At 64.7% G+C, this 23,769-nt stretch carries 17 protein-coding genes and 2 pseudogenes; 11 read left to right on the forward strand and 8 right to left on the reverse strand.

The features are described from left to right. Nucleotides 1-71 precede the first annotated feature (71 nt). On the reverse strand, nucleotides 72-3,155 hold the full coding sequence (locus JOD64_RS19465; protein WP_204943523.1) for a DEAD/DEAH box helicase: 3,084 nt from the start codon (nucleotides 3,153-3,155) through the stop codon (nucleotides 72-74). Nucleotides 3,156-3,841: 686 nt separating this feature from the next. Between JOD64_RS19465 and JOD64_RS19470 the strand changes: the two genes are divergently transcribed. The 4 genes from JOD64_RS19470 (at nucleotide 3,842) to JOD64_RS19480 (ending at nucleotide 9,378) form a co-directional block, all read left to right on the forward strand. After that, complete coding sequence (locus tag JOD64_RS19470) at nucleotides 3,842-5,938, forward strand: sensor histidine kinase (protein WP_204943524.1); 2,097 nt, start codon at nucleotides 3,842-3,844, stop codon at nucleotides 5,936-5,938. Then, complete coding sequence (locus tag JOD64_RS19475; RefSeq protein ID WP_204943525.1) at nucleotides 5,938-6,645, forward strand: DNA-binding transcriptional response regulator; 708 nt, start codon at nucleotides 5,938-5,940, stop codon at nucleotides 6,643-6,645. Before JOD64_RS19470 ends, JOD64_RS19475 begins: the two co-directional genes overlap by 1 nt. A gap of 1 nt (nucleotide 6,646) precedes the next feature. After that, nucleotides 6,647-7,723, forward strand: a complete 1,077-nt coding sequence (locus tag JOD64_RS33970; protein ID WP_372434164.1) for a ComEC/Rec2 family competence protein — start codon at nucleotides 6,647-6,649, stop codon at nucleotides 7,721-7,723. A gap of 188 nt (nucleotides 7,724-7,911) precedes the next feature. Next, on the forward strand, nucleotides 7,912-9,378 hold the full coding sequence (locus JOD64_RS19480; protein WP_204943526.1) for an Eco57I restriction-modification methylase domain-containing protein: 1,467 nt from the start codon (nucleotides 7,912-7,914) through the stop codon (nucleotides 9,376-9,378). Here the strand turns inward: JOD64_RS19480 and JOD64_RS19485 are convergent. Next, entirely contained in the window at nucleotides 9,365-10,288 is a 924-nt protein-coding gene (locus tag JOD64_RS19485; RefSeq protein ID WP_204946146.1) for a phosphotransferase enzyme family protein, read from the reverse strand. The two genes, JOD64_RS19480 and JOD64_RS19485, sit on opposite strands and share 14 nt — an antisense overlap. Before the next feature lie 323 nt (nucleotides 10,289-10,611). On the opposite strand from JOD64_RS19485, the pseudogene JOD64_RS19490 reads away from it, so the two are divergent. Continuing rightward, nucleotides 10,612-11,748: pseudogene (locus JOD64_RS19490) on the forward strand (IS110 family RNA-guided transposase); the annotation flags it as partial. An 80-nt stretch (nucleotides 11,749-11,828) separates the two neighbouring features. On the opposite strand, the gene JOD64_RS34085 reads toward JOD64_RS19490, so the two are convergent. Both JOD64_RS34085 and JOD64_RS19495 read right to left on the reverse strand, forming a co-directional pair. Then, nucleotides 11,829-13,289 (reverse strand): helix-turn-helix domain-containing protein, encoded by a 1,461-nt coding sequence (locus JOD64_RS34085; RefSeq protein ID WP_504740334.1) that lies wholly within the window; start codon nucleotides 13,287-13,289, stop codon nucleotides 11,829-11,831. A 184-nt stretch (nucleotides 13,290-13,473) separates the two neighbouring features. Then, nucleotides 13,474-13,992: a flavoprotein gene (locus tag JOD64_RS19495; RefSeq protein WP_204943527.1), complete on the reverse strand. Its 519-nt coding sequence runs from the start codon at nucleotides 13,990-13,992 to the stop codon at nucleotides 13,474-13,476. 220 nt (nucleotides 13,993-14,212) lie between these two features. Between JOD64_RS19495 and JOD64_RS19500 the strand changes: the two genes are divergently transcribed. From JOD64_RS19500 to JOD64_RS19510, 3 genes are all read left to right on the forward strand, one after another. Next, a complete protein-coding gene (locus JOD64_RS19500; RefSeq protein WP_239559584.1) occupies nucleotides 14,213-15,310 on the forward strand; it encodes an FAD-binding oxidoreductase in 1,098 nt (365 codons plus the stop codon). 174 nt (nucleotides 15,311-15,484) lie between these two features. Continuing rightward, nucleotides 15,485-15,889, forward strand: a complete 405-nt coding sequence (locus tag JOD64_RS19505) for a GIY-YIG nuclease family protein (RefSeq protein WP_204943528.1) — start codon at nucleotides 15,485-15,487, stop codon at nucleotides 15,887-15,889. 102 nt (nucleotides 15,890-15,991) lie between these two features. Continuing rightward, a complete protein-coding gene (locus JOD64_RS19510) occupies nucleotides 15,992-16,834 on the forward strand; it encodes an IS5 family transposase (RefSeq protein ID WP_204943529.1) in 843 nt (280 codons plus the stop codon). 430 nt (nucleotides 16,835-17,264) lie between these two features. On the opposite strand, the gene JOD64_RS19515 is transcribed toward JOD64_RS19510, so the two are convergent. Together JOD64_RS19515 and JOD64_RS19520 are read right to left on the reverse strand one after the other, a co-directional pair. Beyond that, nucleotides 17,265-18,374 carry a serine hydrolase domain-containing protein gene (locus JOD64_RS19515; protein WP_239559585.1) on the reverse strand — a complete coding sequence of 370 codons (1,110 nt, stop codon included), beginning with the start codon at nucleotides 18,372-18,374 and terminating at the stop codon, nucleotides 17,265-17,267. 123 nt (nucleotides 18,375-18,497) lie between these two features. Next, complete coding sequence (locus tag JOD64_RS19520; RefSeq protein WP_204943530.1) at nucleotides 18,498-19,121, reverse strand: DedA family protein; 624 nt, start codon at nucleotides 19,119-19,121, stop codon at nucleotides 18,498-18,500. Between the two features lie 132 nt (nucleotides 19,122-19,253). Here JOD64_RS19520 and JOD64_RS33815 point away from each other — a divergent pair, with 132 nt between their 5' ends. The 3 genes and pseudogenes from JOD64_RS33815 to JOD64_RS33120 form a co-directional block, all read left to right on the forward strand. Then, nucleotides 19,254-20,510: a sensor histidine kinase gene (locus JOD64_RS33815; RefSeq protein WP_204943531.1), complete on the forward strand. Its 1,257-nt coding sequence runs from the start codon at nucleotides 19,254-19,256 to the stop codon at nucleotides 20,508-20,510. Then, the gene (locus JOD64_RS19530; RefSeq protein WP_204943532.1) at nucleotides 20,507-21,181 is read left to right on the forward strand and encodes a response regulator; all 675 of its coding nucleotides are present in this window, start codon (nucleotides 20,507-20,509) and stop codon (nucleotides 21,179-21,181) included. Before JOD64_RS33815 ends, JOD64_RS19530 begins: the two co-directional genes overlap by 4 nt. Before the next feature lie 283 nt (nucleotides 21,182-21,464). Beyond that, a pseudogene (locus JOD64_RS33120) lies at nucleotides 21,465-21,723 on the forward strand (IS5/IS1182 family transposase); the annotation flags it as partial. Nucleotides 21,724-21,812: 89 nt separating this feature from the next. Here JOD64_RS33120 and JOD64_RS19535 read toward each other — a convergent pair. Beyond that, nucleotides 21,813-22,232, reverse strand: coding sequence for a hypothetical protein (locus JOD64_RS19535; RefSeq protein ID WP_239559587.1), 420 nt, complete (start codon nucleotides 22,230-22,232; stop codon nucleotides 21,813-21,815). Between the two features lie 527 nt (nucleotides 22,233-22,759). Further along, nucleotides 22,760-23,641: a cellulose binding domain-containing protein gene (locus JOD64_RS19540; RefSeq protein ID WP_239559588.1), complete on the reverse strand. Its 882-nt coding sequence runs from the start codon at nucleotides 23,639-23,641 to the stop codon at nucleotides 22,760-22,762. Nucleotides 23,642-23,769 lie beyond the last annotated feature (128 nt).

The following is a 23,769-nucleotide window of genomic DNA, read 5'->3' on the forward strand; positions in this document are numbered from 1 at the left end:
GTGCAATAAGGAGGGCGCGAGGTCAGAACTATCCCTTCCCGAAATGCCCAGCGCGCAACCCGGTCATCGGCTTAAGCGGCGATCGTTCGAGCGGTGGCGTACACGTCAGCGGGTAGGGCGTGGCCGAGCTGCCAGAGAACCCGCATCGGCCGGTCGCCGGTGTGCGAGGCGTACGTCATGGTGCCGGCGTAGAGGTACGGCGGTGCGCCCAGGTCGCGGTCGGCGATGCGGGTCTCCCGCACGAAGAGATGCACCGCCGAGCCACCCGACGTGTAGCGCTGCCCGGTCGTCGACGCCGCCGAGGTGGTGCTCTGTGACTCCCACTGGAACAGCGTGTCGGTGATGGCCCGGTCGGCGTACATGGTGGTGGGGGAGTAGTGCGCCTCCGACTTGACCAGGGTGACGAAGAACAGGTCAGCCTGGGCGTCGGGCAGCCACTTCACCCCCTCACGCAGCGATCCGGGGTTGGTCATTCCGAAGGCGGCGCAGGCCTCATTGCGGCTGTACCGAGCATGCACCCGCAGCGGCACTGCACCCGGGGCAGCAGCCGGTGTGACCCGGTGGATGCGGTCCCGCAGCACCTCGGCGACCTGCCGTAACTCGGTGCAGCGCGCCGGCTCCTTCCACAAACGGGTCAACCGTTCGTCGCGCGTTGCCAGTGGTGCGTTCGGTCCCCAGAGGCTGAAGTGCAGCATGTCCAGCAGGCGCCCACTGCCCGCGTACACCGGCTCACCTGGCGCGGGCGGTCCGGCCGCGACCCGGGTCAGCAGTTCCAGCCGGTCGACGTCGTCGGTGTGCAGCATGCGACCGATGGCCCGGCCCAGTTCGCGGTCGTCCGGGCCGGGCGCGGACGACTCGATGTCGGCGAGCCGCCGCAGACCGGTCCAGCCGCCGATGCTGGCCGACCGGTACACGTCCTCGATCTCCAGGCCGGTCTCGCGCAGGAACGTCGCCAGGCTGACGTCGCCGAGCTGCCGCAGTTCGGACACCAGGCCGGCCTTCGAGGTGGGCAGCGCCGAACGCAGGTTGGCGAGCACGACGTCCTTGGCCACCCGGTCCAGCTCGACGTGACAGCCGCTGGGCAGGCTCGGGAAGTCGTCACGGACCGCCTCGGTGACCGCCCTCCGACTGACCCCGGTCAGGGCACGCCACCGCAGGTCGAACCGGAAGTTGGCGTGTTGCCCGCCGATGAAGTCGAGCACGGTCAGGCAGGGCTTGTCGTCGTCGAGGCGTAGGCCACGGCCGAGCTGTTGCAGGAAGATCGTGGCGCTCTCGGTGGGCCGCAGCATCAGGATCGTGTCGACCATCGGCAGGTCGACGCCCTCGTTGAACAGGTCCACCGTGAAGAGCACCCGCAGCTTGCCCGCCTTGAAGTCCCGCAACAGCCCCGCCCGATCGGTGCCGGCCCGCGAGGTCACCGCCGCCGACGGCACGCCGCGCTCACTGAACCAGGCGGCCATGAACTCGGCGTGCCCGATACTCACGCAGAACCCGAGTGCCCGCATCCGCCCGACGTCCACCTTGTCGCGCACCGCCCGCAGCACCGTCCGCGCCCGGGCATCGTTGCCGGTGTAAATGGTGTTCAGCTGCGTCGGGTCGTAGCCCTGGCCGCGCTTCCAGGTGACGTGCGACAGGTCCACGTCGTCGTGCAGCCCGAAATACTGGAACGGCGCCAACAACTGCCGCTCCAACGCCTCCCACAGGTGCAGCTCAACAGCCGCGCGTCCGTCGAACCACCGACGCACATCGCCGCCGTCGGCCCGGTCGGGGGTCGCCGTCAGACCCAGGAGTACGCGGGGACGCAGCCGCTCCAACAGCCGCGCGTACGTGGGCGCCTCCGCGTGGTGGAACTCGTCGACGATCACCATGTCGTACGCCTCGGGGTCGACCTCCCGGCGGTGTAGCGACTGGATGGAGGCGAAGACGTGCTTCCAGCCGTTCGGCTTCTCACCAGCGACGAGGGTTTCGCCGAAGCTGCCGTCACCCATCACCTGCCGGAACGTCGACAGGCTCTGTCGCAGGATCTGCTCCTGGTGGGCGACGAAGAGCAGCGAGTCGGCCTTGTTGGCGCGGTGCAGCCGGCGGTAGTCGAGAGCAGCAACGACCGTCTTGCCGGTGCCGGTGGCCATCACCACCAGGTTGCGCCAGCGGCCGTGCACCAGCCGTTCGGCGTCCAGGTCGGCCAGGATCTCCGCCTGATAGGGGTACGGGCGCACGTCCAGGTTCGAGATCTCGCTCGGCGCCTGGTCGCGGCGCTCACCACTCAACGCGTGCCGTAGCCGCTCGGCGTCCCTGGCCGCGTCGTACGCCTCGAACGCCGGATCGTTCCAGTAGTCCTCGAACGTCGCCGTGAACGTGTCGATGACGTGCGGCTGCTCCATGTTCGAGATGCGGACGTTCCACTCCACGCCGTCCACCAGCGCGGTCTTCGACAGGTTCGACGAGCCGACGTACGCGGTGGTGGTCCCGTTGGATCGGCGGAACAGCCACGCCTTGGCGTGCAGGCGGGTGGTCCTCGTCTCGTACGACACCTTGATCTCGGCGCCCAGCTCGGCGAGTCGATCGAGCGCTCGTTGATCGGTGGCACCGAGATAGGTCGTGGTGATGACGCGGACTTTGCCGCCTCTGGCGATCAGCTCGCGGATGGCCGGCTCGACGATGCGCAGGCCGTACCACTTGATGAACGCGCAGAGCAGGTCGACACTCTCGGCCGACGCCATCTCGTGGTTGACCTCGTGGCCGATGCGGGGCTGGTGACGGCCGTTGACGAGTAGGGCGCCGGTGGAGAGCGGGGTGGTCGGGCGCTGCGGGAAGGCTGGCAGGGCCGGTGGGATTGGCGGGGCGGCGATGGCGTGGAGCAGGTGCTTGGCGTCGGTTACCTGGTCCTGATCCGTCGCTGCCTTTGGGCTCAGGGTGGCGATTGCGCTGGCGATCTGGTTCGCCAGCTGGACCTGGTGGTGGAGCTTGTCGTCGCCACTGGGAATGGCTTGGAGGGCGCGGGCGGCCAGGGTGACGATGTGGCGGGCGAGTATGTGGTGGGCGTCGGCGGGGTCGAGTTTGTGGGGTTGGACCAGGGCGGGGTCGACGTGCTGGAGGCGGTCGGCCAGCTCACGGGTGATCAGGTGCTCGTACACACCCCGCTCAAGATCCGTCATCCAGGAAAGGTAGACGAGGCCGGTGCGCGGATGCTGTCCCCTGCTAGGCGTCAAGCCTGATGTGTCAGTTCCCCGACAGAGGCTGTCCCCGGCCGGTGCCTCGCTCAGGGCTGGGCTACAGCCTCACGATCTACAACCTCCACCAGGCCAGGCCGCATCTCTACTGCGATGCAGCGTGGACAAAACATTGACCTCGTCGCCAATTGACAATGAAATGAGGCGGCTCGCCCGGGCTGATCGGGTGATCACAAGGGCTCCCGCTGACTGGACTCCTGCCGGTAATCTCCCAAACATGCCTTGTGTAGAGGTGCGAAGCGATGCTGGCTGGCTTCGGGGTGCCCACTGTCGAAGCGGCGAGCGTGATCGTCATTATGGTGGCCGACCCGCGGTTCGGACACAGCCGGTGATGGTGCTGACCACCGCTGCCCCAGCTCGTTGCTGTGGACCATCGCGCCCGATGACGAGGCCGACCAGCCGCGCTCGAATAATTGTCCCAGTTTGGCTTGCCGAACCATAAGCCCAAGCGTAGCGATGAAGGTGCGCAATCAACGCGATTGGCCGGATAATAGCGACATCCCATGCAACTTCGAGAGAGGCCCAGCCGGATGGATCATCGGCTTCGGTTCGCGCCGGAAATTCTGGCTCGTCTAGGCGAAGAACTAGTACCGCATGCCGACATTGGCATCATGGAGCTGGTCCGGAACGCATACGATGCTGACGCTACTAATTGCCATATTCGCTTGAAGGATGCTTCGAGTCCAGGCGGAACCCTCGTTGTGGAAGACAACGGCGATGGGATGACGGCAGAGCAACTCGCGCAGGGGTTCCTCTTAATCGGGAAATCGAGCAAATCGATGTCCACTCATACGGCTGGTAAACGACGTCGAGTGGGCGAGAAAGGGCTGGGTCGACTCGCGGCTCTCCGTCTCGGAACTAGGGTCACGGTCTCCACTCGATCTTCGGCTCAGCCTGGTCGTGAGCAAATACTTTCCATTGATTGGGACCGCATAGATTCAGCCGAGGCTGTTGAAGATGTCCCGCTTGTCGTGGATAGCCGACCGAGTAGCCTGGCGAAGGGCACTACCGTCACGATAAATGGTCTTCGCGACGCGATGAGCAGCAAAGACGCGGAAAGGCTCGCCCGGGCCTTGCTTCTCCTTACTGGACCCTTTGCGGAGAAATCAGATTTTCGTGTGCAATGCGATGCTCCAGAGTTCGGAACTATCGCAAAACTCATGGATAAGCCTCCTGTGTCGCAGTTCGAGTTTAGATTGGTCGCCACGCTCGATAGTGAGGGACGTGCTGCCGCAACTCTATATAACTGGCGAGATGAAGCAGAATATACGGGGGATCACAACGACGTAGCTAAGTCGCGCACTGGGCGTAAAAAAAACGACGTTCCCGAGCGATTCTTCGCGCCCCCGGCGACCTTCGAAATGTGGATGTTCAACCTTAACCCAGGAGCTTCGAAGAAACTCCGCAACGTCCAGCAAAACACTGAGGAAATTAAGCGCTGGTTACGTGTGGTCGGAGGCGTCCACCTATACCACCGGAGATTGCGGGTACAGCCCTACGGTGACGCCGGCAACGACTGGTTGGGAATTAACCTTCGCCGGTCCTCGTCGCCAGAGGTAAGACCCTCGACTAACACCTCCGTCGGGCTGATACAGGTTGCCGATCCGGATAACCTTTTGAGACCTAAGACGGATCGGGGTGGCTTCGTCGACACTATCGCATTCCTCGACCTGCAGGAATTTGCAAAGCGTGCCCTGGAATGGGTTGCCGAGCAGCGACTGGTACAGCGCGAACAGCGGCGCGTAGGTGCTGCGGCGAAGGCGCGGGACCGCGTTGAGGAGGCTGAGTCACGCTTCCAGAATCTAATAGACGCAATTAGTCCAGGGGATCCAGATACCCCGCCTTTGATTGAGGTTTCAAGTCCAGCGCTGATCGAGTCGTTCACGACCGAAGCTGCGGCCGTCTTCGCCACACAGAGGGAAGAGATAGATGCCCTGCGTGAAGATCTACTCCTTTACCGATCTCTAGCAACCGTAGGGACGAGCACGGCGGTTTTCGCGCATGAGGCGCTGCGGCCTGCCGCGAGAATCATTAACGAAGTTAAGACCGTGAGTAGACGCGTGAAGAAGCGTGTCCCGCCCAACGTCTATGAGCAACAGTTTGACGAACCCGTCGAAATAGCTATTGAGAGTGCGCGAACTCTGGAGACGTTCGCAAAGCTTCCATTGAGTTTACTTGAAAAGAAGAAGCGAGAAATTGCTGAAATCTCTGTGGATGTTGCTTGCAGCGCGATGGTCGCACTTTTTTCAAGGTACCTAGACGAACGATCAATCAAAGTCGACCTGGATTTGGGCGCGCCGCAGGCGAAAGTGCGTACCACAATTGCCGATATCGAGTCGATCCTCTCAAATCTTCTTGCGAATGCGGCCCACGCTTTTACACGTATGGACGCGGCCGATAGGGAGCGGCTCATCCGAATACGAACTCGCCTCGTATATGAGAATGCTGCCAATCAAATCGTCTTAACCGTAGACGACTCTGGTCCGGGGATCGACGGGATATCTCTGAAGGCTATCTGGCTTCCCGGCAAAACTACGAGGGATAACGGAACAGGACTGGGTCTCACTATCGTCAGAGATATCGTTGCAGATTTGAAGGGACGCAACGAGGCAAGGAGGCGCGGGGAGCTAGGGGGCGCGAGAATTATGGTCTGGTTGCCGACGAAGCCAGCCGAGGGCGAAGCTCCGCATGAAAAGAGGGTCTCCTGATGAGTGTGGCTACGTTGCCCGAAGGATCCAGAATTCTTGTGATAGACGATGACCTCCGAGACGCTAAGAGCGTAACGCATCCCCTCCAGGATGCCGGGTACGAAACCGCAATACTGAGCGACTTTAATCCGCTACAGGATGCTGACGCTTTCCTGGCGAGCATCGCTGGGCGGTATGATGCCCTTGTTTGTGATTATATTCTTAGCGGTCGTAGCACGGTCAAATTCAATGGCGCAGAAGTTGTGAGCAAGTCGAACAGAGCGGATAATCCCAAACCCGCTGTTCTAATTAGCAGTCACGTGAACACTGATCAGACGGCGGCTATACGGACGTGGCGCGCGGGCATTCCTGCAGTTGTAGATAAAAGCGATTTCTCTGATGTAATTGTCGATGCGCTTGATTACACCTTGGCTGAATTGTCTGGCGCGGTTGCACGTGAGCGACGTGCCTTCGCGACTCCGATCGAAATCCTTGACGTTCTGCCCAGTGGGGAGTACCCGTCAGCGCGGGTGGTAGTTGTCGGGTGGAAGATCGACACTTCAGTATGGATGCCACTGCAGCCTATTGTGGAGGCGACGAGGCTGGCACCCGAGACCCTTCCGGGTAAGTGGCTCGAAGCCAGAGTAAATTGCCATGCCAAGGAAGCTTCGGACTTGTTTTACGAAGACATTATCGTCGCCCCCGACTTACCGGAAGGTTGGCTCTAGCATGGGTTTCTCGGTAACAGACATAACGTCAGTAGATAGTGATCTGGACGTCACCGTCTTGGACGTGGGGCACGGCAATGCTGCCGTCGTTCGTGATGGGAGCAACTGCGCGGTAATTGACGCTGCGCCCGGTGACATGGTGCTGACGGAGCTTGAAAGAACGCATTGTTCTCACATTGAGCACCTTATTATTTCTCACTCGGACAGCGACCACGCAGGCGGTGGTCCGAGCCTAATACTTGATGACTCTCGTACGGTGGGAACCGTTTGGTTCAATCCTGACAGCGAAAAGCAGACAAAGATCTGGGAGCGGTTGCTGCGCGCAGTGCACACGAGAGTGAGGCGAGGAGGTCTGCGGGGGCACCAGATGCTCCACACCGAGATAGGCCAGGAACTTACGTGTGGTCGCGCCCGATTGGAAGTGCGTCATCCAAGCATTCTCATGGCAGGCATGGGGCCAACTTCGCGCAAGACGAGTCTTGGTGTTCTGGAGACGAATACACTCTCGATTGTGATACGGGTACATCTGGCAGAAATGCCAGCTGTCCTGCTGGCCGCCGACATCGATGCGATCGGGTTCAAGCACATGCTTGATTGTGGCCAAGAGCTTGCGGCTCCGGTCTTGGTCTTCCCTCATCACGGTGGTCTTCCCGGGCACTCTTCGGGAGTTCACGAATTCGCGAAGGAGCTTGTTCAGCGCGTACAACCTAAGATGGTTGTGTTCTCGATCAGAAGTGGACACCGCCCGGCGAATCCTAACCTAGAGATATTGCGAGGGGTGCGGGAAGGGGCACCCAATGCTCACATTGCATGCACGCAGCTTTCTACCCACTGCCATCAAAACGAAATACCCGTGCCAAGTCAACATTTGGCGGCAAAGTCCGCGTCGGGACGGAAGAAGGGAAGATGTTGCGCCGGCACAATAACGGTCACCCACACGTCGGCTGGTCTAGCCTACGATCCTCCGATCGAAGGGCATAGGGCTTTCGTCGTAGCGCATATTGAGCGACCTGCCTGCATGATCGAAGGTAATATTCCTAGGCCTCGCGCCGAGTTAGACAAGCCGTCCCAGCCGTAAACTTGGCGTGGTTTAAGCTTGATTCTCGAGGAGGCTTGCTTCAGGCGGCGAGACGGGTGTGGGGTGTACCGTGGCGGAGTAGGTCAAGGTATCCTGTCTCCGTGCTCCCCCGCGACGATGATCTTGACTCGGCGATCGATGCGCTCAAGACCAGGGCAGAGTACCGGCGGCGGAAGACGATGGCTGACGTGGACGACGATCAGCAACGGGAGTTAGCCCAATTCTTCACGCCTCGTATTGTGGCAGAGCATATGGCTGCGCAGGCGAAAATTCCCGACCAGGGCAAATTTCGGATCCTAGATCCGGGTGCTGGTAGCGGTTCTCTGATAGCGGCAATAGTTGGTCGCGTTTTGCAGGAAAAGGTCGACGTATCTGTTGCGCTCACTGCAGTAGAGATTGCTCCGTATCTGCATGCGCCCCTGCGAGGGACAGTAGAAGACTGCGTAGATGTAGCTCGGCGGTTTGGAGTGGACATCACGTTCACTCTGGTGGAGGCCGATTTTGTTGACTGGGCCTGCTGTCAGGCGCAGCAGGAGGAAGAACTCGCCTCAGAGGATCGTTCTTACGACTTAGTTATCCAAAATCCCCCTTATCGAAGAATTTCGGCGCTCTCCCCTGTCCGTGAGCAACTACGGCGGTTCGATATTGATGTCCCTAACCTTTATGCGGCATTCATGATGCTTGGCTCTTCGATGCTCGCAGACGGGGGGCAGCTTCTCTCTATTACTCCTAGAAGCTTTGCCAACGGCACACATTATCGCGACTTTCGCAGGAAATTTACGCGGTCGATGGGCTTGGAGCGTATCAGTGTTTTTGACGACAGGCAGTCGTTGTTTGCAGACCTTGCTGTCCTTCAGGAGAATGTCATCCTTTCGGCAATTAAGGGGAGCCGGCCGGAGAAGGTTTCAATATCTGTTTCGGGAGGTGTAGACGGGCCGGTTCGGGAGCGGATTGTCTATTACTCTGAAGTTATACGGCAAGGTGATCCTGAACTTTTCGTTCATGTCCCCGTGAGCGGGCTGAGTGATCGCGCGGCTACTGTTATCGATGGTCTGCCTTGCAGGCTCTCCGACCTGGGGGTGTCGGTTTCCACGGGCCGGGTAGTCGATTTCAGGGTGCGGGATGCACTCCGCTTTGAATTTGACGGAGACGCTGAGGCCCTTATTTATCCTGGCAATCTACAGGGCGGTCGAGTTGTCTGGCCCATGCAGGGAACAAGGAAGCCGCAACAAATTGTTTCTGGCCCTACCACGGCCAAGTTGCTTATGCCGGCTGAGTGCTATGTGCTAGTCAAAAGGTTCTCGCCGAAGGAGGCGCGACGCCGCCTTATGGCATCGGTGTTTCAGTCTGGGGATATTCCGGGGGCCGTTGTGGGCTTCGAGAATCATCTCAATGTCTTTCACAGTAGTGGTGCTGGCCTGCAGGGCAGCTTAGCCGCTGGGCTCTCAGTTTGGATTAATTCGAGCATTCTCGAATCATATTTTCGTAGGTTTAGCGGCCATACCCAGGTGAATGTCGCCGATCTTAAGAACATTAGGTATCCATCATTCGAACGGTTGACCCTGATTGGCGCCCAGGTTGACCTTGATGACTGGCCGGGTCAGGGTGACATCGACCGCCTCGTCGAGAGGTTCCTAGGCATTAAGGCGCCTTGAGCCTGGGCAGCGGCAGGTTTTCGGGCGTCCCACGAGGTCTTGGCAGCGCGGCGAACGGGCTCCACCGTGCAGCTTGGTCATATTCACGCACGGAACGGAGACGGACGGCGAACTCAGTGGCAGCGTTCGTCGAAGCTGCGAGGAACGGCGCGGCGGCGGCAATCATTTTCAGCTCGCGAGTCTCTCGTAAGAGGGGCCACGCCGGGTCTGAGGTGACTTCGTAGCCATAGGCGCTAGCCATCGCGCTCTGCGCCTCCCTGTTTCCGAATCGGGTTGCGCCCACGGCTATCGCTGCTAAGTCAATCTGCCAGGGTCCGACGCACATGGCGTCAAAGTCACACATGACCGTCCGGCCCGACCAATCCCGTAGCAGATTGCCGACATGGGCGTCCCCGTGGACGAGCCGCGCCTGCGCCCGCTGGTTCAACGCGATGACCTGCGGCTCCAGACGGTCGCACCATCTCACGAGGAAATCGCGATCATCTGCATCGAGGCCGTCGGCGTCGATCAGGCGTCGTCGTGCGTCGCCGATCGGATCCCAGGTCGGAAGTCCGAACGGGGGCATGTCGAGGTCGTGGAAATCGCGCAGCACCAAACCGAGGTCTTCCACCGTTGGAGCAGATGGATGTGGTGGGACGTAGGTCCACACGGACGCGGCCAGGTCGCGGACTTGGACCGGCTGCTCGACATTGGGTGCCAGCCGGATCGTTGGTGCGTCGACTTCTGCGAACCAGCGCCCGAGCTGAACGACCTTGGTTACCCGGCCCAGAAGCTGATGGGTGCGCGCGATCCGGATGACGATTCCGGGACGAGGCAGTGCGAAGACGGCGTTGTTGGTCAACTGCAGCAACTGCGCGCCCTCGGGGGAGACGTCGATGACGGCGGCGATGTCCCGCAAGGCCGCCGTCATCGTCTCCTCGGTGAACCGCCCGCTCACTGCGCAGACTCTTCCTGTCGGCGGTCTCGTCGGGCACCGTGTCTGGTGCCGGCGATCTCGGGTCGTCGGCGCACCTGGCCCCCACCGGGCCACCGCCTCGTCCGCTCGACCGTGAGAGGTCCGGCATGAGTTCCGCGGGGCCCGGTGGTCCCAGGACACGTATGACTGGCGACAGGGCTGCGCGCCGTCGAGCGCCGATCAGTGAGCGACCGGCTTCCGTGTCCTGAGACCACCAGGTGCCCACCTGCTGCTGCAACAGCAAGGAGGACACCATGAGTGTCGAACACCATCCCTCGATGCGTCGACCAACTGCGGGCGTCGACTGGGCCAGCGCCGAGCACGCCGTCGCGATCGTTAACCCCGACGGTGTCGAGGTTCAACGGATGATCGTCGAGCACACCGCTGCGGGGCTGCGGAAGCTGCTGCGATGCCTGCAGCAGACCGGTGTGGTCGAGGTCGGCATCGAACGCCCCGACGGGCCTATCGTCGAGGCCCTCCTCGAGGCGGGACTCACGGTCTTCGTGATCGCCCCGAATCAGATCAAGCACCTGCGCCGCCGCTACGGCGCAGCCGGCAACAAGGACGACCGCTTCGATGCCTACGTCCTGGCTGACACCGTCCGCACCGACCACCATCGCCTGCCTCCCCTCACCGTCGACTCTCCCGCGACACTCACGTTGCGGATGACCGTCCGCGCCCGCAAGGACCTCATCGCCGCCCGTGTCGCGATGGCCATCCAACTCCGCGCCCACCTCGAACACGTTCTGCCGGGCGTGATCGGGCTGTTCCGCGACATCGACTCCGCCATCACCCTGAGTTTTCTCACCCGGTTCGCGACTCAGGAACAGGTCGACTGGCTGTCGCCACGCAGACTGCAGAACTGGCTGCGCAGCGTCTCCTACCCCAACCCGGCACGAGCCGGACTGCTGCACGCCCATCTGCTCGCCGCTACCCGCGGGACCACCGGTGCTGAAGCCACCGCCCGGGCGCACGTCACCGCTGCGTTGGTGGCTGGGCTTACTGCCCTGCGGGAGCAGATCAGCGCGCTGGAGGAGCAGATTGAGATCCAGTTGCTGCAGCATCCCGATGCGGCAGTGTTCACGTCCCTGCCCCGGGCAGGGATCGTGCGAGCGGCCCGGCTTCTGGCTGAGATCGGTGACGCCCGCGGCCGCTTCCCGACGCCGGAGGCACTCACCTGCCTGGCCGGGGCTGCGCCCTCGACGAGGCAGTCCGGGAAGGTGAAAGTCGTCGGCTTTCGCTGGGCCGTCGACAAACAACTCCGTGGAGCGGTCATCGACTTCGCCGGCGACTCCCACCACGCCAACCCCTGGGCCGCCGACCTCTACCGGCGGGCCCGGGCCCGCGGCCACGACCACCCCCACGCGACCCGAATCCTCGCCCGCGCCTGGCTGCACGTGATCTGGCGCTGCTGGCAAGACGGCGTCGCCTACGACCCCGCCCGCCACCGAGCTCTGCAGGCCGTCCTCGCCTCCGCCGCTAGACACAGGGCTACTCATGCGGCCATCGCAGCCCGAGCGGCGAGGGTGCGCTCGAACGCGACCACCTCGGGAAGCTTCCGATGTCGAGCGACATCACGACGCAGATTGACGATACGGTCGATCACACGCTTGGAACTCATCGCCTGCGACTTCTCAAGCACGCGGGCACCTACGGCGAGCGCCTGCTCGGGCTCATCGGCGAGAAACAGCGCGCTGCACAGCCCGACCTCGTTAAGCACGGTGCTGCGCACGTTCGCCGGGCCGAACGCAGCGATGGATTCCTTGCCCCAGCGCACTGCCTCGGACGCGTGCTTGCTTTCCCGCCGTGCCATGTCCCGGTACACGCGACCGTACTGAGCGAAGAGCTCACCGCGGTCGTAGAAGTCCATCCAGGCAGGCTCACGGTCTTTGTCGATGCGCTGGAACTGGTCGCTCGCCTTGCCGAGTGTTTTCACGGCAGTCTGGTAGTCGCCGAGTGCCGCGATTGAAGCTGCCTCCGCGCCCCAGAGCAGGGCCTTTAACGCTGGCGTGGCGTGCGACCCGAGTTGTGCATGAGTGAGTTGCATTGTCGCTAGGGCATCCCGGTTGTGCCGTAGGTGTTGAAGCTGCTTGGCCTGTGCGTATCGCATCATCGCGACCAGCAGGACGTTTCCAGCAGTCAGCACCGCTCGCTCCCCGGCGACGAAGTGCCGTTGCGCGTCGGCATGCCTACCCGCATCGAGCGCGGTCCAGCCAGCCAGTTGCCGAGCTGTCGCCACCGCTTCAATCAGGGGCGGAGTGAGCCCAACTGGGTGCGACCAATCAAGCATCCGGTACACCGACTCGGCGAACCGGGCCACCTCCCGATAGAGCAGACCACCCCCGCTTTCGCGGTCCACCGACCGGTACAGCTCCAGGACTGCGTTTAGTCGGGCGACATCCGTTGTGCCGATACGCCGAGGTTGGACAATCCCGCTGCCACCGAGCAGGCCCGCACCCGTAGCGACAGCGGCGATACCAGCCAAAAGCGTTCGCCTACCCTCATCCGGGCCACCGTCGAGCTGGTCGGCCGCGGCGCGGTTGACGTCGATCGCCTCGCCCGCGCGTCGGGGTCGACCTGGGAGGGCGAACCAGAGGCACGCTGCTGGTATCCCGAGTAGCCCTGCCCAGTGCGCCAACCGATCCAGATGCACCAGCGGCGGGCCGTTCTCCACCCGACTGAGTTGCGCTTGCGTGATCCCCAGCCACCCCGCCACCACGGTCTGCGGCAACGCGACCCTCCCGTGGTAGGGATGGCATCGGTAGGCCCGGATCACCCGCCCCAGATGCCGCTCGGCGAGGGCCCGCCGCACCGGCTCGTGATCCCAAAAGCTCGCAGGCACGACCGGGGGACGGCTCAACCGGTCCCGCTCGGCGGCCTGGCACGGCGTACACCGTCCGCTGTCGTTGTCCCGGGCCAGCCGTCCGCCGCACCGGGGGCAGTGCGCGTGTGTCACCGGGAACCTCGCATGCGCAGGTGGCTCCGTCCGTCTCGCCTCATTGAGCCTATCTATTGAACCGGCTTCTTGGCAGTGCGGTATACGTGGCGCGTATATCGACGACGCTCACACGCTGATCGGTGCTGCTGGCGGGTTCACCCACGCCAATCGAGCAGCTCGACAACGGCGGCCACGATCTCCCTCAAGAGCGGCGAGCCGAGCGCAGCGCCTCGATGACCACGCCCCAACGATCCGGCCCATGCATAAGGTTGAGCGGGTTCCCTTCAGCGACGACAACGCCGGCCGCCCGCAGAACCGCCAGGTGACCCGCGTACGCCGGATGCGCGGCCAGCTCTGTCTTGGTGTGCGGGAAGGCAAAGATCGGTAGGCCCGCGCCCAGCGACTCGTTGAGAACGCCGAGCGCCAACGTGTCGTTGATGCCCAACGCCCATTTCGTCACCGTGTTGAACGTGACCGGCGCGGCCACCACCACATCAGCAGGCGGATGCGGTTCCGGGTCGCCGGGCATGCGCCATTCGACGCGTACGAGATAGCCGGTCTTGTTTTGCAACGCCGCCCGGTCGAGCCATGGCGCGGCGGTCGGGCTGACGATCAGGCACACCTGCCACCCGTCGGCGAGCAGCAGTTCGACCAGTTCGTCGATGTGTTCCGCCGGACCGGCGGCGCAGACGACCAGATACAGCACCGGGCGTTCCGTCATGCCCGCAGTCTGCCCGACGCGACCGATGCCGAGTCGAGCGCATACCGATCACGTATGCCACCGATGATCACCATGACATGCCGTTTCACCTGGTCAGTGGCGACAGTCGTCGCATGGCCCGGGGCGGGCGCTCGGCCCCGGGGCTGCGCCGGCCCTCAACGGCGCAGCTCCGTCCCGCCCGCCCCGGTGCCAATCGATCCGTCAACGCCTTGGAGCCGGCATGTCCACCCTGATCGACGACGACCGTCCGGCTCGCGTGAACCTGGCCACCGCCTGGGCGTCGGTCGACGTGCGGGCCGCAGGCGACTTCTGGTGCACGCTCGAAGATCGTCGACCTGGGCTGCTCCCGCATCGCGACGCGCCGCTGTTCTTCACTGCGCTGGGCCAACTCATGGTCGGCGAGGATGACCCGGCGAGCCAGGCGGCGCTGCTCCTGGTGCTCGGCCGCGCGTACCGTCACTTCGACCTGCTCCCATACTCCACCACCATCGGCGACGCGCTGCTCGCCACGGTGGCCCGCCATGCACCGCATCCACTGTGGGCGACGGCCGGGGAGCGCCTCCTGTGCCGCGCCACGCGCGCCGTCCGTCGCGCCGTCGCCCAGGTCGGCGACGGCCCGGCCTGGTGGCACGTCCAGGTGATCGGCTACGAACGGCCGTCGCCCGACATCGCCATCCTGACGGTACGTCCCTGGCGGCGACTGCCCTTCCAGCCAGGCCAGGCGGTTCCGGTCTGCACACCGCGCCTGCCGGGGCACTGGCGCTGGCTCTCACCGGCCAACGCCCCACGCCCCGACGGCACCGTCGAGCTGCACGTCCGCGCCGTACCCGCCGGGACCGTCTCCCACCGCCTGGTCCATGAGGTACGCCCCGGTGAGCTGCTCTGGCTCGGCCCACCCGGCAACACGGGCCTGAGCCTCGATCCGGCGCGCACCGGCAATCTGCTGCTCGTCGCCGGCGGTACCGGCCTGGCGCCACTGCGCGCCCTCGTCGAGCAGGTCGCCGCCGCACCGGACGGTCGGCGGGTGACGCTGATCGTCGGTGCGCGCGCCTTCACCGACCTCTACGATGCGATCGCCCTCGACAAGCTGCAATGTGCCCATGAACGGCTGACCATCGTGCCGGCGTTGTCCGACGACCCCTGCGCCGAACCGGCCGAGCAGGGCAATGCCCTGACCATCGCGCTCCAACACCACCAGCCCGGCCAGGACATCTACCTCTGCGGCCCACCCGAAATGCTCGCCGCCGCCCGGCCGCGGTTGCGCTCCCTCGGCATCCCCGCCGCACGCATCCACCTGCCCGAAGGCTTCACCCGCTGATGGATCGCCTACCGCAGTCGACCCAAGCCGAGAGCCACCGTATGAAGAGCTCCATGCATACCTGGCAGACCTGAGCGGCCAGGATTCGGCATGAGGACTGGCCGCACGTTCGATGACATCCCGAATACGGATTGCGGGGCCACGGATGAGGGCCCACGCCGGTAGCGTCCGGGGATGCCCGACACCGCGCACGAGGACTTGCTGACCGGCTTCACTGCTCCCCAGCCATACACCACGGAGACAGTCGCCGACGCTCCCCGCGCAGCCGGAGTGCACGTCGTCCTCGACGGCGGCGTGGTCATCTATGTCGGCCGAACCAGGCGGGGTCTGCGGCAACGCCTCCAACAACACCTGACCGGCAACCGCGAGTCGTCGGTGCTGCACGACCAGGTTGGCCAGCTTCTCGACACGCCGGGCAACACGACGTCGGCCGCCGACATCGCCGGCTGGCTGGGCCGGTGTGAGGTCCGCTGGCAGGAGACCGACAATCCGGAGGGTACGAAGGAAGCCCTGGTCCTAGCCCTGAAGCCGCGCTTCAACCGGCAGGTGCCAAAGCCGCGCCACCCAACCGACGCTTAGAGGTCGCGCGGAATGGTGGGGTTGATCGGCGTGCCTGAACGGATGCAGGCACAGAACTGGTGATCATGAAGGTGCTTACGCTCCGTGATCAAGGGAAGTTCTGTGCCTGCCATCCCAGCATGGCTGATCGAGCCGTTGTGGGTCCAGTTCGCCGCGCTGCTACCCGAGCGGCCTACCTACCAACCGGCGCATCCGTTGGGCTGTCACCGCAGGCGGGTCGATGACCGGATCGTGTTCGACAAGCTGGTCCAGGTACTGCGGTTCGGCTGCTCGTATGAGGCGATCGCCGATGCCACCTGCTCGGCCACCACGATCCGCGGCCGTCGTGACGAGTGGATCCGCCTCGGGGTCTTCGCCCAACTCAAACAGATCCCGGTGGACGCCTACGACCGGCTCGTCGGCCTGGTTCTGGACGACATCGCGGTGGACGGCTGCATCACCAAGGCCCCCGGCGGCGGTGAGGTCGCCGGACGGTCCCCGGTCGACCGGGGCAAACAGGGAATGAAACGCTCCACGATGGTCGACGGCTACGGCATACCCCTCGGCCGGGTCCTGGCCGGCGCGAACCGCCACGACTCACCGCTGCTGGCACCCACCCTCGACCGGCTCGACGACCTGGGCCCACTGCCCGAGACCATCACCGTGCACCTCGACGCCGGATACGACTCCGCGGGCACCCCCACGCTGCTGGCCGAACGCGGCCTGACCGGCAAGATCGCCCACAAGGGCGACAAGGCACCCATCCAAGCCAGCCAACGGTGGCACGTCGAACGAACCAACAGCTGGCACAACGCGTTCAACCGGCTCCAACGCTGCTACGAACGAACCAAGAAGGTCATCGACGCGTTCTTCGACCTCGCCGACGCGATCATCACCGTCCGCAGCCTCATACGCCGTACATGGACCCTCTACCGGTGGGACAACCGACCCACCCGTCGCCCCTAACCACCCATCCCACGCGAGCCCTTACAAGCTCTGTGCAGGTCATCCCGTCGGTTTCGGCCCGCGATTGCGACGATTGCGACCCTTGGCGGCCATCCCTACGCGGCTGCCGCTGGACGCTCCCGTCCGGCGCGGTTGCTGTCACACAGCCGCCCGCCTCGCTGGGCTGCCGACACTGCCTTGCCGCAAGGCGGATGGCGGGCTCTGGGTGTTGTCGACCAGTGGCGATGCCTACCGATCTTCGTCCAGGGCCCGCCATCCGTAGGCAAGGATCGCAGCCGCGGTCAGCGCTTTCGTTGACTTCTGGTTGGCGACGCCCGACTAGCTAGGCCACTCCTGCCGATCATGAAGCCAGGTGACGGCGGGTGACATATCCGGCAGGGATGACAGCGGTTTTGTCTCGGGGGTTTCGCCGCTATGAGGTGTCGACCGGTCAGCCGCAGAAGGCCTTGTCCAGGAGCGTGTTGACGGCGTCGTCGAGGTCGCTGCGGAAGTCGGGGGTGAGCGCGACCGTGACCTGGTGGTGTGTGTCCTGGGTGGAGAACGCCCAGGACTGGTAGGTCAGGGCATCGCCGTCGTGTCCGTATATCCGGGTCCCGCAGGTGGTGACCCGCCAGGCTAGACCGAGCCCGTAGGTCCTGCCCTGGACAGCTGGTGTCGTCATTTCGTCGAGCAGGTGACGCGGCAGCAGGTGCTCGTTGAGCAGTGCGGCGAAGAACCGGTTGAGGTCCGTCGTGGTGGAGATGATCTCGCCGCCGGCGCCCATGACGGTTGGATTCATCTGCGTGTAGTCGAGGAGGTCGCCGTCCTGCGTTATCGGTACGTAGCCGCGCGGGTGCGGTCCGGGAATTCGGGGCGAGGTCCCTGGCAGTGAGGTGCTGTGCATCCGCAGCGGCCGGATGATACGGCGCTCGATTTCTTCGCCGTACGACCGGCCGGTCACCTGTTCGACGATTTGGCCGAGCAGCAGATAGCCGGTGTTTGAGTACGCGAAGGTCGAACCCGGCGGCTCGGAGGTCGGGGGGTTGGCCACCGCCCGCGCAACGAGTTCGTCTGGGGTCCAGGTCCGCCACCGGTTGTTCAGGAACTCCGGGCTAGGTGGCATTGGCAGTGTGCGCAGGTAGTCGTACAGTCCGCTGGTGTGGTTGAGAAGGTGGCGCACGGTGATGCGGTGACCGTCTGGGACGGCTCCGGGTAGCCACGCCTCGACCGGGTCGTCGAGTTGCAGCCGACCCTCGGCAACGAGCTGCAGGACGACGGTAGCGGTAAATGTTTTCGTGATGCTGCCCGCCCGGAACCGGCTGTGGACCGGGACTGCCCGAGTCGTGTTCAGTTCGGCGACACCGCTGGTGCCTCGCCACACGCCATGCTCGTCGCGCACCTCCACCAGCGCGCCTACCGCGCCAGCGGCTACGACCTGGTCCAATCGTCTTTGCAATTCGACGCGGTCCGCTTCCTTTGGCGCGGCAGTGGCCGCGGTTGGTGCCGCCAGCACCGCCAAGGCTGTTGTCGCGGTCACCAGTGCCTGAAGCACTTGCTTCATTCAGTCTCCCTGTGTGCAGTTCGTCAATGATGAGTTTGCTGAGGTAGTACGACGGATGTATTCGGAATGCCCTGGTTCTCCCTTCGACCGCGGTCGGGGTTGACCGCTCGCTGCGCATCTTCTTCATGCGGCGTATGGGAGCGGCCGAACTCTCGGTCGGGCCATGCGGCGGGTGGTCCGCCGGCGGGTCAGTTTGATGGCGCCCCCGAACGCGAGCGACAGGCCGAGGCCGACGGCGAGGCCGAGCAGGGGGTTCTCGACGAACGCTTCGCCGCCCAGGAAGCCCAGCCCTGCGGTGTATGCGGCCCAGGCCAGCGCCGCGATTGCCGAGGCTGGGCTGAACCGCGACAGCGGTAACCGGGCCGTGCCGCAGGCGGCGTTCATCGTCACGCGGCCGCCCGGCAGGAATCGGGAGGTCACGATCAGCAGGCCGGCACGGGAATTGAGTTGCTGGCCCGCCGCAGCGACCGTCTGGCTGACGTGCTGTGAGCGGTTGATCAGCCGGGGGCCGAAGACGCTGCGGCTGAGGCCATACGCGAGGTGGTCGCCGATGAAGACGCCCAGGGCGGTGGCCGCTACGACCAGCGACAGGCTCGGCGTGCCAGTGTGAGCGAAGACGCCGGCCGCCAGGACCGCCGCCTCGGACGGGATCATCGGGACCACGCCGTCCAGGCTGCTCAAGCCCGCCAGCAGCGGGTAGAGCAGCGGCGACGTCATCACCGGGCCGACCAGTGTCATCAAGTCCATGCGTTGAAGCGTGGGTGCGGGGCACCGGCTAGGGCGTCGGTCTGCGGTGCCGTTGCGGGTCACCCCCGGGTACGGGGTCGTATACCTCTGCAGTTGGATGCCGCGCATGGCTGATTTAGGTACGGTCGCCGCGTGACGGTGCGCTCGGGTTCAGACCAGCGGCAGGGCCCGCCGGTGCCCGCGGGTGTGAACCACAGGCACCGCCGGCCGGGGCTATCGTGGCTGCTGTGGTGGCTGGTCACGGGCCTGCTCGCGCTTGCAGCGCTTCCCCTCAACGTGGCGCTGGGCGCCGTGAAGTTCGACGTGCCGCCGCTGGTCGCCTTCGTGGCGGGCATCGGGCAGAGCACCGCTCTGATCCTGATCGTGGTCCGGCCGAGGGCGGCGACCGAGCTTCAGTTCCTGGCCGTCGCTGTGTTCGCGGTGGCCATTCCGCCCGACTCGCAGTCGACCTGGCCGCTGACGGTGCCGGGCATGTTCACCTTGATCGCGCACATCGGCCTGATCGCCGCCCATAAAACCCGGCGGGCGGCGCTCACGACATGGTGGGCGAGCACGCTGCTGCTCACACTGGTGGTGCTGTTCGATCCGCGTGGCCGGTCCCTCACGGACGGGCTGACGATGATGATCCTCTACCCGTCGTTGTCCGCGATCGTGCTCGGTGTCGTGCTGATGTCCCGCCGCTGGAGGGAGATCCGCCGGGAACTCGCCGACGCGCGGCACGATGTCGAGGTCGAGCACAGCCAGCGGGCGATCGCCGAGGAGCGCACCCGCATCGCGCGCGAATTACACGACGTCGTTGCGCACAGCATGTCCGTGATCCACATGCAGGCCACCTCGGCGTCGTACCGAATCAAGACCCTGGACCCAGACACGAAGGATGAGTTCGTGCGGATCGCCGCCGGCGCGCGGTCGGCGATGCGTGAGATGCGGCACGTGCTGGCGGTGCTGCGCGACGAGAGCGCGGACGCCGAGCTGACACCGGTGCCTGACCTGGGCCGGCTGGCGGAACTGGTTGAGTCGGCGGGGCGCGCGGGTGTGCCCGTCGAGGTGCACGTGACCGACGCCGTACGGGCGACCGTGCTCCCGGAGAGTGTTGCCCTGACCGCCTACCGGATCATCCAGGAGTCGCTGAGCAATGTCATTCGGCATGCACCCGGCGCGCGCACGGCGATACACCTTGGCCTTGAAGGTGCTGATCTTGTTCTGTCCGTCGTGAACGACGCGGCGGCGCAGCCAGCCGAGCCTATGGAGGCGCCCGGCCGGGCCAGTCACGGACTGTCGGGGATGCGCGAGCGGGTCCGGCTGGTAGGAGGATCCTTGGAGATCGGCCCCCGCGACGAAGGTGGCTACCGGATCGCGGCGCGGCTGCCGGCCGGAGGCCACGAGTGATCCGCACGCTGATCGTGGACGACCAGTCGATGATCCGGGTGGGCATCCGCGCGATCCTTGAGTCGCAGGACGACATCACGGTCGTCGGCGAGGCGGAGGACGGCCGGCTCGGCATCGAACGGTGCCGCAGCCTTCGCCCTGATGTCGTCCTGATGGACGTCCGAATGCCGGTGCTGGACGGACTGGCCGCAACGACTGCCCTGCTCGGGCCGGAACGCACCGAAGGGCACACGCCGCGGGTGCTCATGCTGACAACGTTCGACCTGGACGACTACATCTATGCCGCCCTGCGAGCCGGCGCCAGCGGCTTCCTGCTCAAGGACAGCGAGCCCGATGACCTGCTGCGGGCCGTTCGCGTAGTCGCCGGCGGCGAGGCGTTACTGGCACCCAGCATCACCCGCCGACTCATCGAGAACTTCGTCGAGGCCAGGCCACGGCAGCCGGCCGGCGCCACAGCGCTCAACGGGATCACCGACCGTGAGCGAGAAGTGCTGCGCCTGATGGCACTCGGCATGTCGAACGCCGAGATCGCCGCCTCGCTGTTCATCGCCGAGCAGACCACCAAGACGCACGTGAGCCGAATCCTGCAGAAACTTGGCCTCCGCGACCGCGTCCAAGCCGTAGTCTTCGGCTACGAAACCGGCCTCGTCACCCCCGGCAGCCAAGTCTGACCCGGCCAAGCTCAACGCCACGTCGACGGCAATGCAGTGCTGTCAGCAGTCCAACACTCAATCGGGCCGTAACCACTGTGATCCACGCTAGCCGGCCAGTCCCGCTGCCGGCGCTCAGGTCGAAGGCATTGAAGTCGCAGCGGGTGCGCCAAGCGCCCGTCCGGCCCGGGGTCGACCTGCGGTGCGTGCGTGCCCACACTCGCTACAGGGGCCACCTTCCTCACTGGTCATGCGGTAATCCTTGCAGATGCACACGCCCAGCTCGGGAATCGGATGGATCTGCACCGTGGGTAGCCGATCGTTGACCGGCAAGATCGCCCACAAGGGCGACATGGCACCCATCCAGGCAAGCCAACGATGACAGTCGAAGGCACCAACGCCTGGCACAACGCGTTCAACCGGCTATAACGCTGCTACGAACGAACCGAGACAGTCATCGACGCCTACTTCGACCTCGCCGACACGATCATCACCGTCCGTAGCCTGATCAGGCGAGCGTGGACCTCTACCGGTGGGACACCCGCCCCACCCGCCGCCCATGATCACCAACCATTCCGCGCGAGCCCTTAGCTCAATCGCCGCGGGGGCGAGCGGCATCGAGGAGATCGCGCGTCGCGCCGGGTGTTCGGTCTCAGCTTGCCGCTGGGCGTGTGGTCGTCTTCCGCTCGGGCACGCGGATGACGTCCGTGTCGATGCCCTCCCGCCGCGGGACGTAGAACCAGCCCTCCTCGGTGTCCGGGTCGTAGTGCAAAACGGCGTTCTCTCGCGCGAGGCGCCTGAGCCACGCGTCCAGCTTGTCCCTCTCCTCATCGCGTAGCTGTGTGCCGGAGCGACGGCGTGCCTCGGCTCGAAGCATCTGGATGGGGAAGAGCCAACGGTGCTCGTCCTTGAGGAGCCACGGAATCAGGTCGTCGTTGCGGATGGTCCGCCGCTGGAGTCCTCGGCGGCGGCGGAAGTTCCCCCACAGCGACGGTACGGTTTCGACCCCGTACTTGCGGCGGTACTCCTCAACCATCCACTGGTAGGTCCGCCCCTCCTCGAACCACCGCATGACCTCTTGCTCATTTTGGATCTTGGTAGCGGGCATCGGATCAGTTCGACCTTCCTCACGGCTGGCGCGCTAGCTCCTGCGACAGTCCTCCCAAGAGTGAACATCCGGATGATCATCGCGTCAACCACCGTCAGTAGGCTGCAACGCAGGGTCGGCGACGTGAACAGGAGCCTTTGTGAAGGTCAGCTTGACTGTGTGTGACGTGTGCCAGGACAGGCGGCGTGAGGCCAAGACATACGGGGTCGTGTCGGAGGGGCGGACCGCGGAGACCGACCGCTGCGCGGAGCATGCGGCTCCGTTCGAGGCGCTCTTCGCGGCGAAAGAGCCGCGATCCGGGCGACGGCGGTATCAGGTCACGACAATGGAAGAGATCGAGGCGCGCAAGGCGAACCAGGCCAGTGCCCGTACGCAGTCTTGATCGACCAACTCCCTCATGCGCGCTCGCGGGTGTGACCGTCTCGAGTACCCGTGGTTCAGCCCTCTGCGTCGAGAATCTCATCCGCTCTGCCTGGCCAGGCAGGCGGCGCTCAGGTGTTCGTGTCGCCGAACTCGCGTACCCCGTCGACGTCCAGCGTGATCCGCCCGTTCTCGGTCCACTGGCCGGTGGCGGTGAGCCAGCTCGGGTCGTCGCGTTCGTCGATGTCGCTCCAGCTGTGCCGGTGGTGCCGTAGCTGGATCGGCCCGGTCGACTGGCCCGGCGTGAGCGTGCCGTGGGTGAAGGTCAGCTCGACCCAGCCGGGGACCGGCGTTCCCGGGATCGGGTAACCCGGCGGTGCTGGCGTCGTCAGCGCGGAGGGCGCGCCCGGCGGGATGAAGAACTGCACGCTCTGCCGGATCCGGTCACAACCCAGTGCGGCCCAGTCGCAGTTCGGCACCAGCGAGGTGTTGGCGCCCTCGAAGCGCAGGTGGTAGCGCACCCGCACCGTGCTCAGGTCCAACGGCCCGGTGCCGGTGTTGGTCACCTTCAGGAGGTGCTGGATCTGGTTGTTCGTTGGGGACCAGTCCAGGTTGAGGTAGCTGACCGTCGCGCGGCCGGCCGCGGTGCGCACGGTGGTGGTGGGCGAGGTGTCGGAGTAGCCGCCGAGCGCGCGGGCGGCAACGGCGATCCGGTACGCCGTGCCGGGTGCGAGGTCGGTCAGCGTGATCGTGGTGTCGGTCGTGGAGCCGAGGAAGCGGTACGTGTTCGGCCCAAGCGGCACCTGCACCTCGTAGTTGATCGGCTGCTCCGCTCCGGGCTCGACCCAGGTGGAGGGCGTCCAGCTGAGCGTGAGCTGATGTGGTTCGTTGGCCACCACCGTGGGTGTGCCCGGGGTGCTGATCGCCGGGCCGTCGGCCTGGGCGGCGTTGACGGCGAGCAGGCTCGCCAGCGCGGCGAGGGCGATGGCTGCGGAGACACGGCGAGCGCGCATGAGCGAAGGGTAGTCGCAGACATCGATGTCCATGCATCGTCCGTCAGTCCAGTGGCGCCGACGATGGGCCCAGTCCGTTACGCGACGTAGTCGGTTTGGAGATAATGCCTGGTCAGGCGACTACCTAC

It is taken from the genome of Micromonospora luteifusca (assembly GCF_016907275.1).
GTDB classification, from domain to species: Bacteria; Actinomycetota; Actinomycetes; order Mycobacteriales; family Micromonosporaceae; genus Micromonospora; species Micromonospora luteifusca.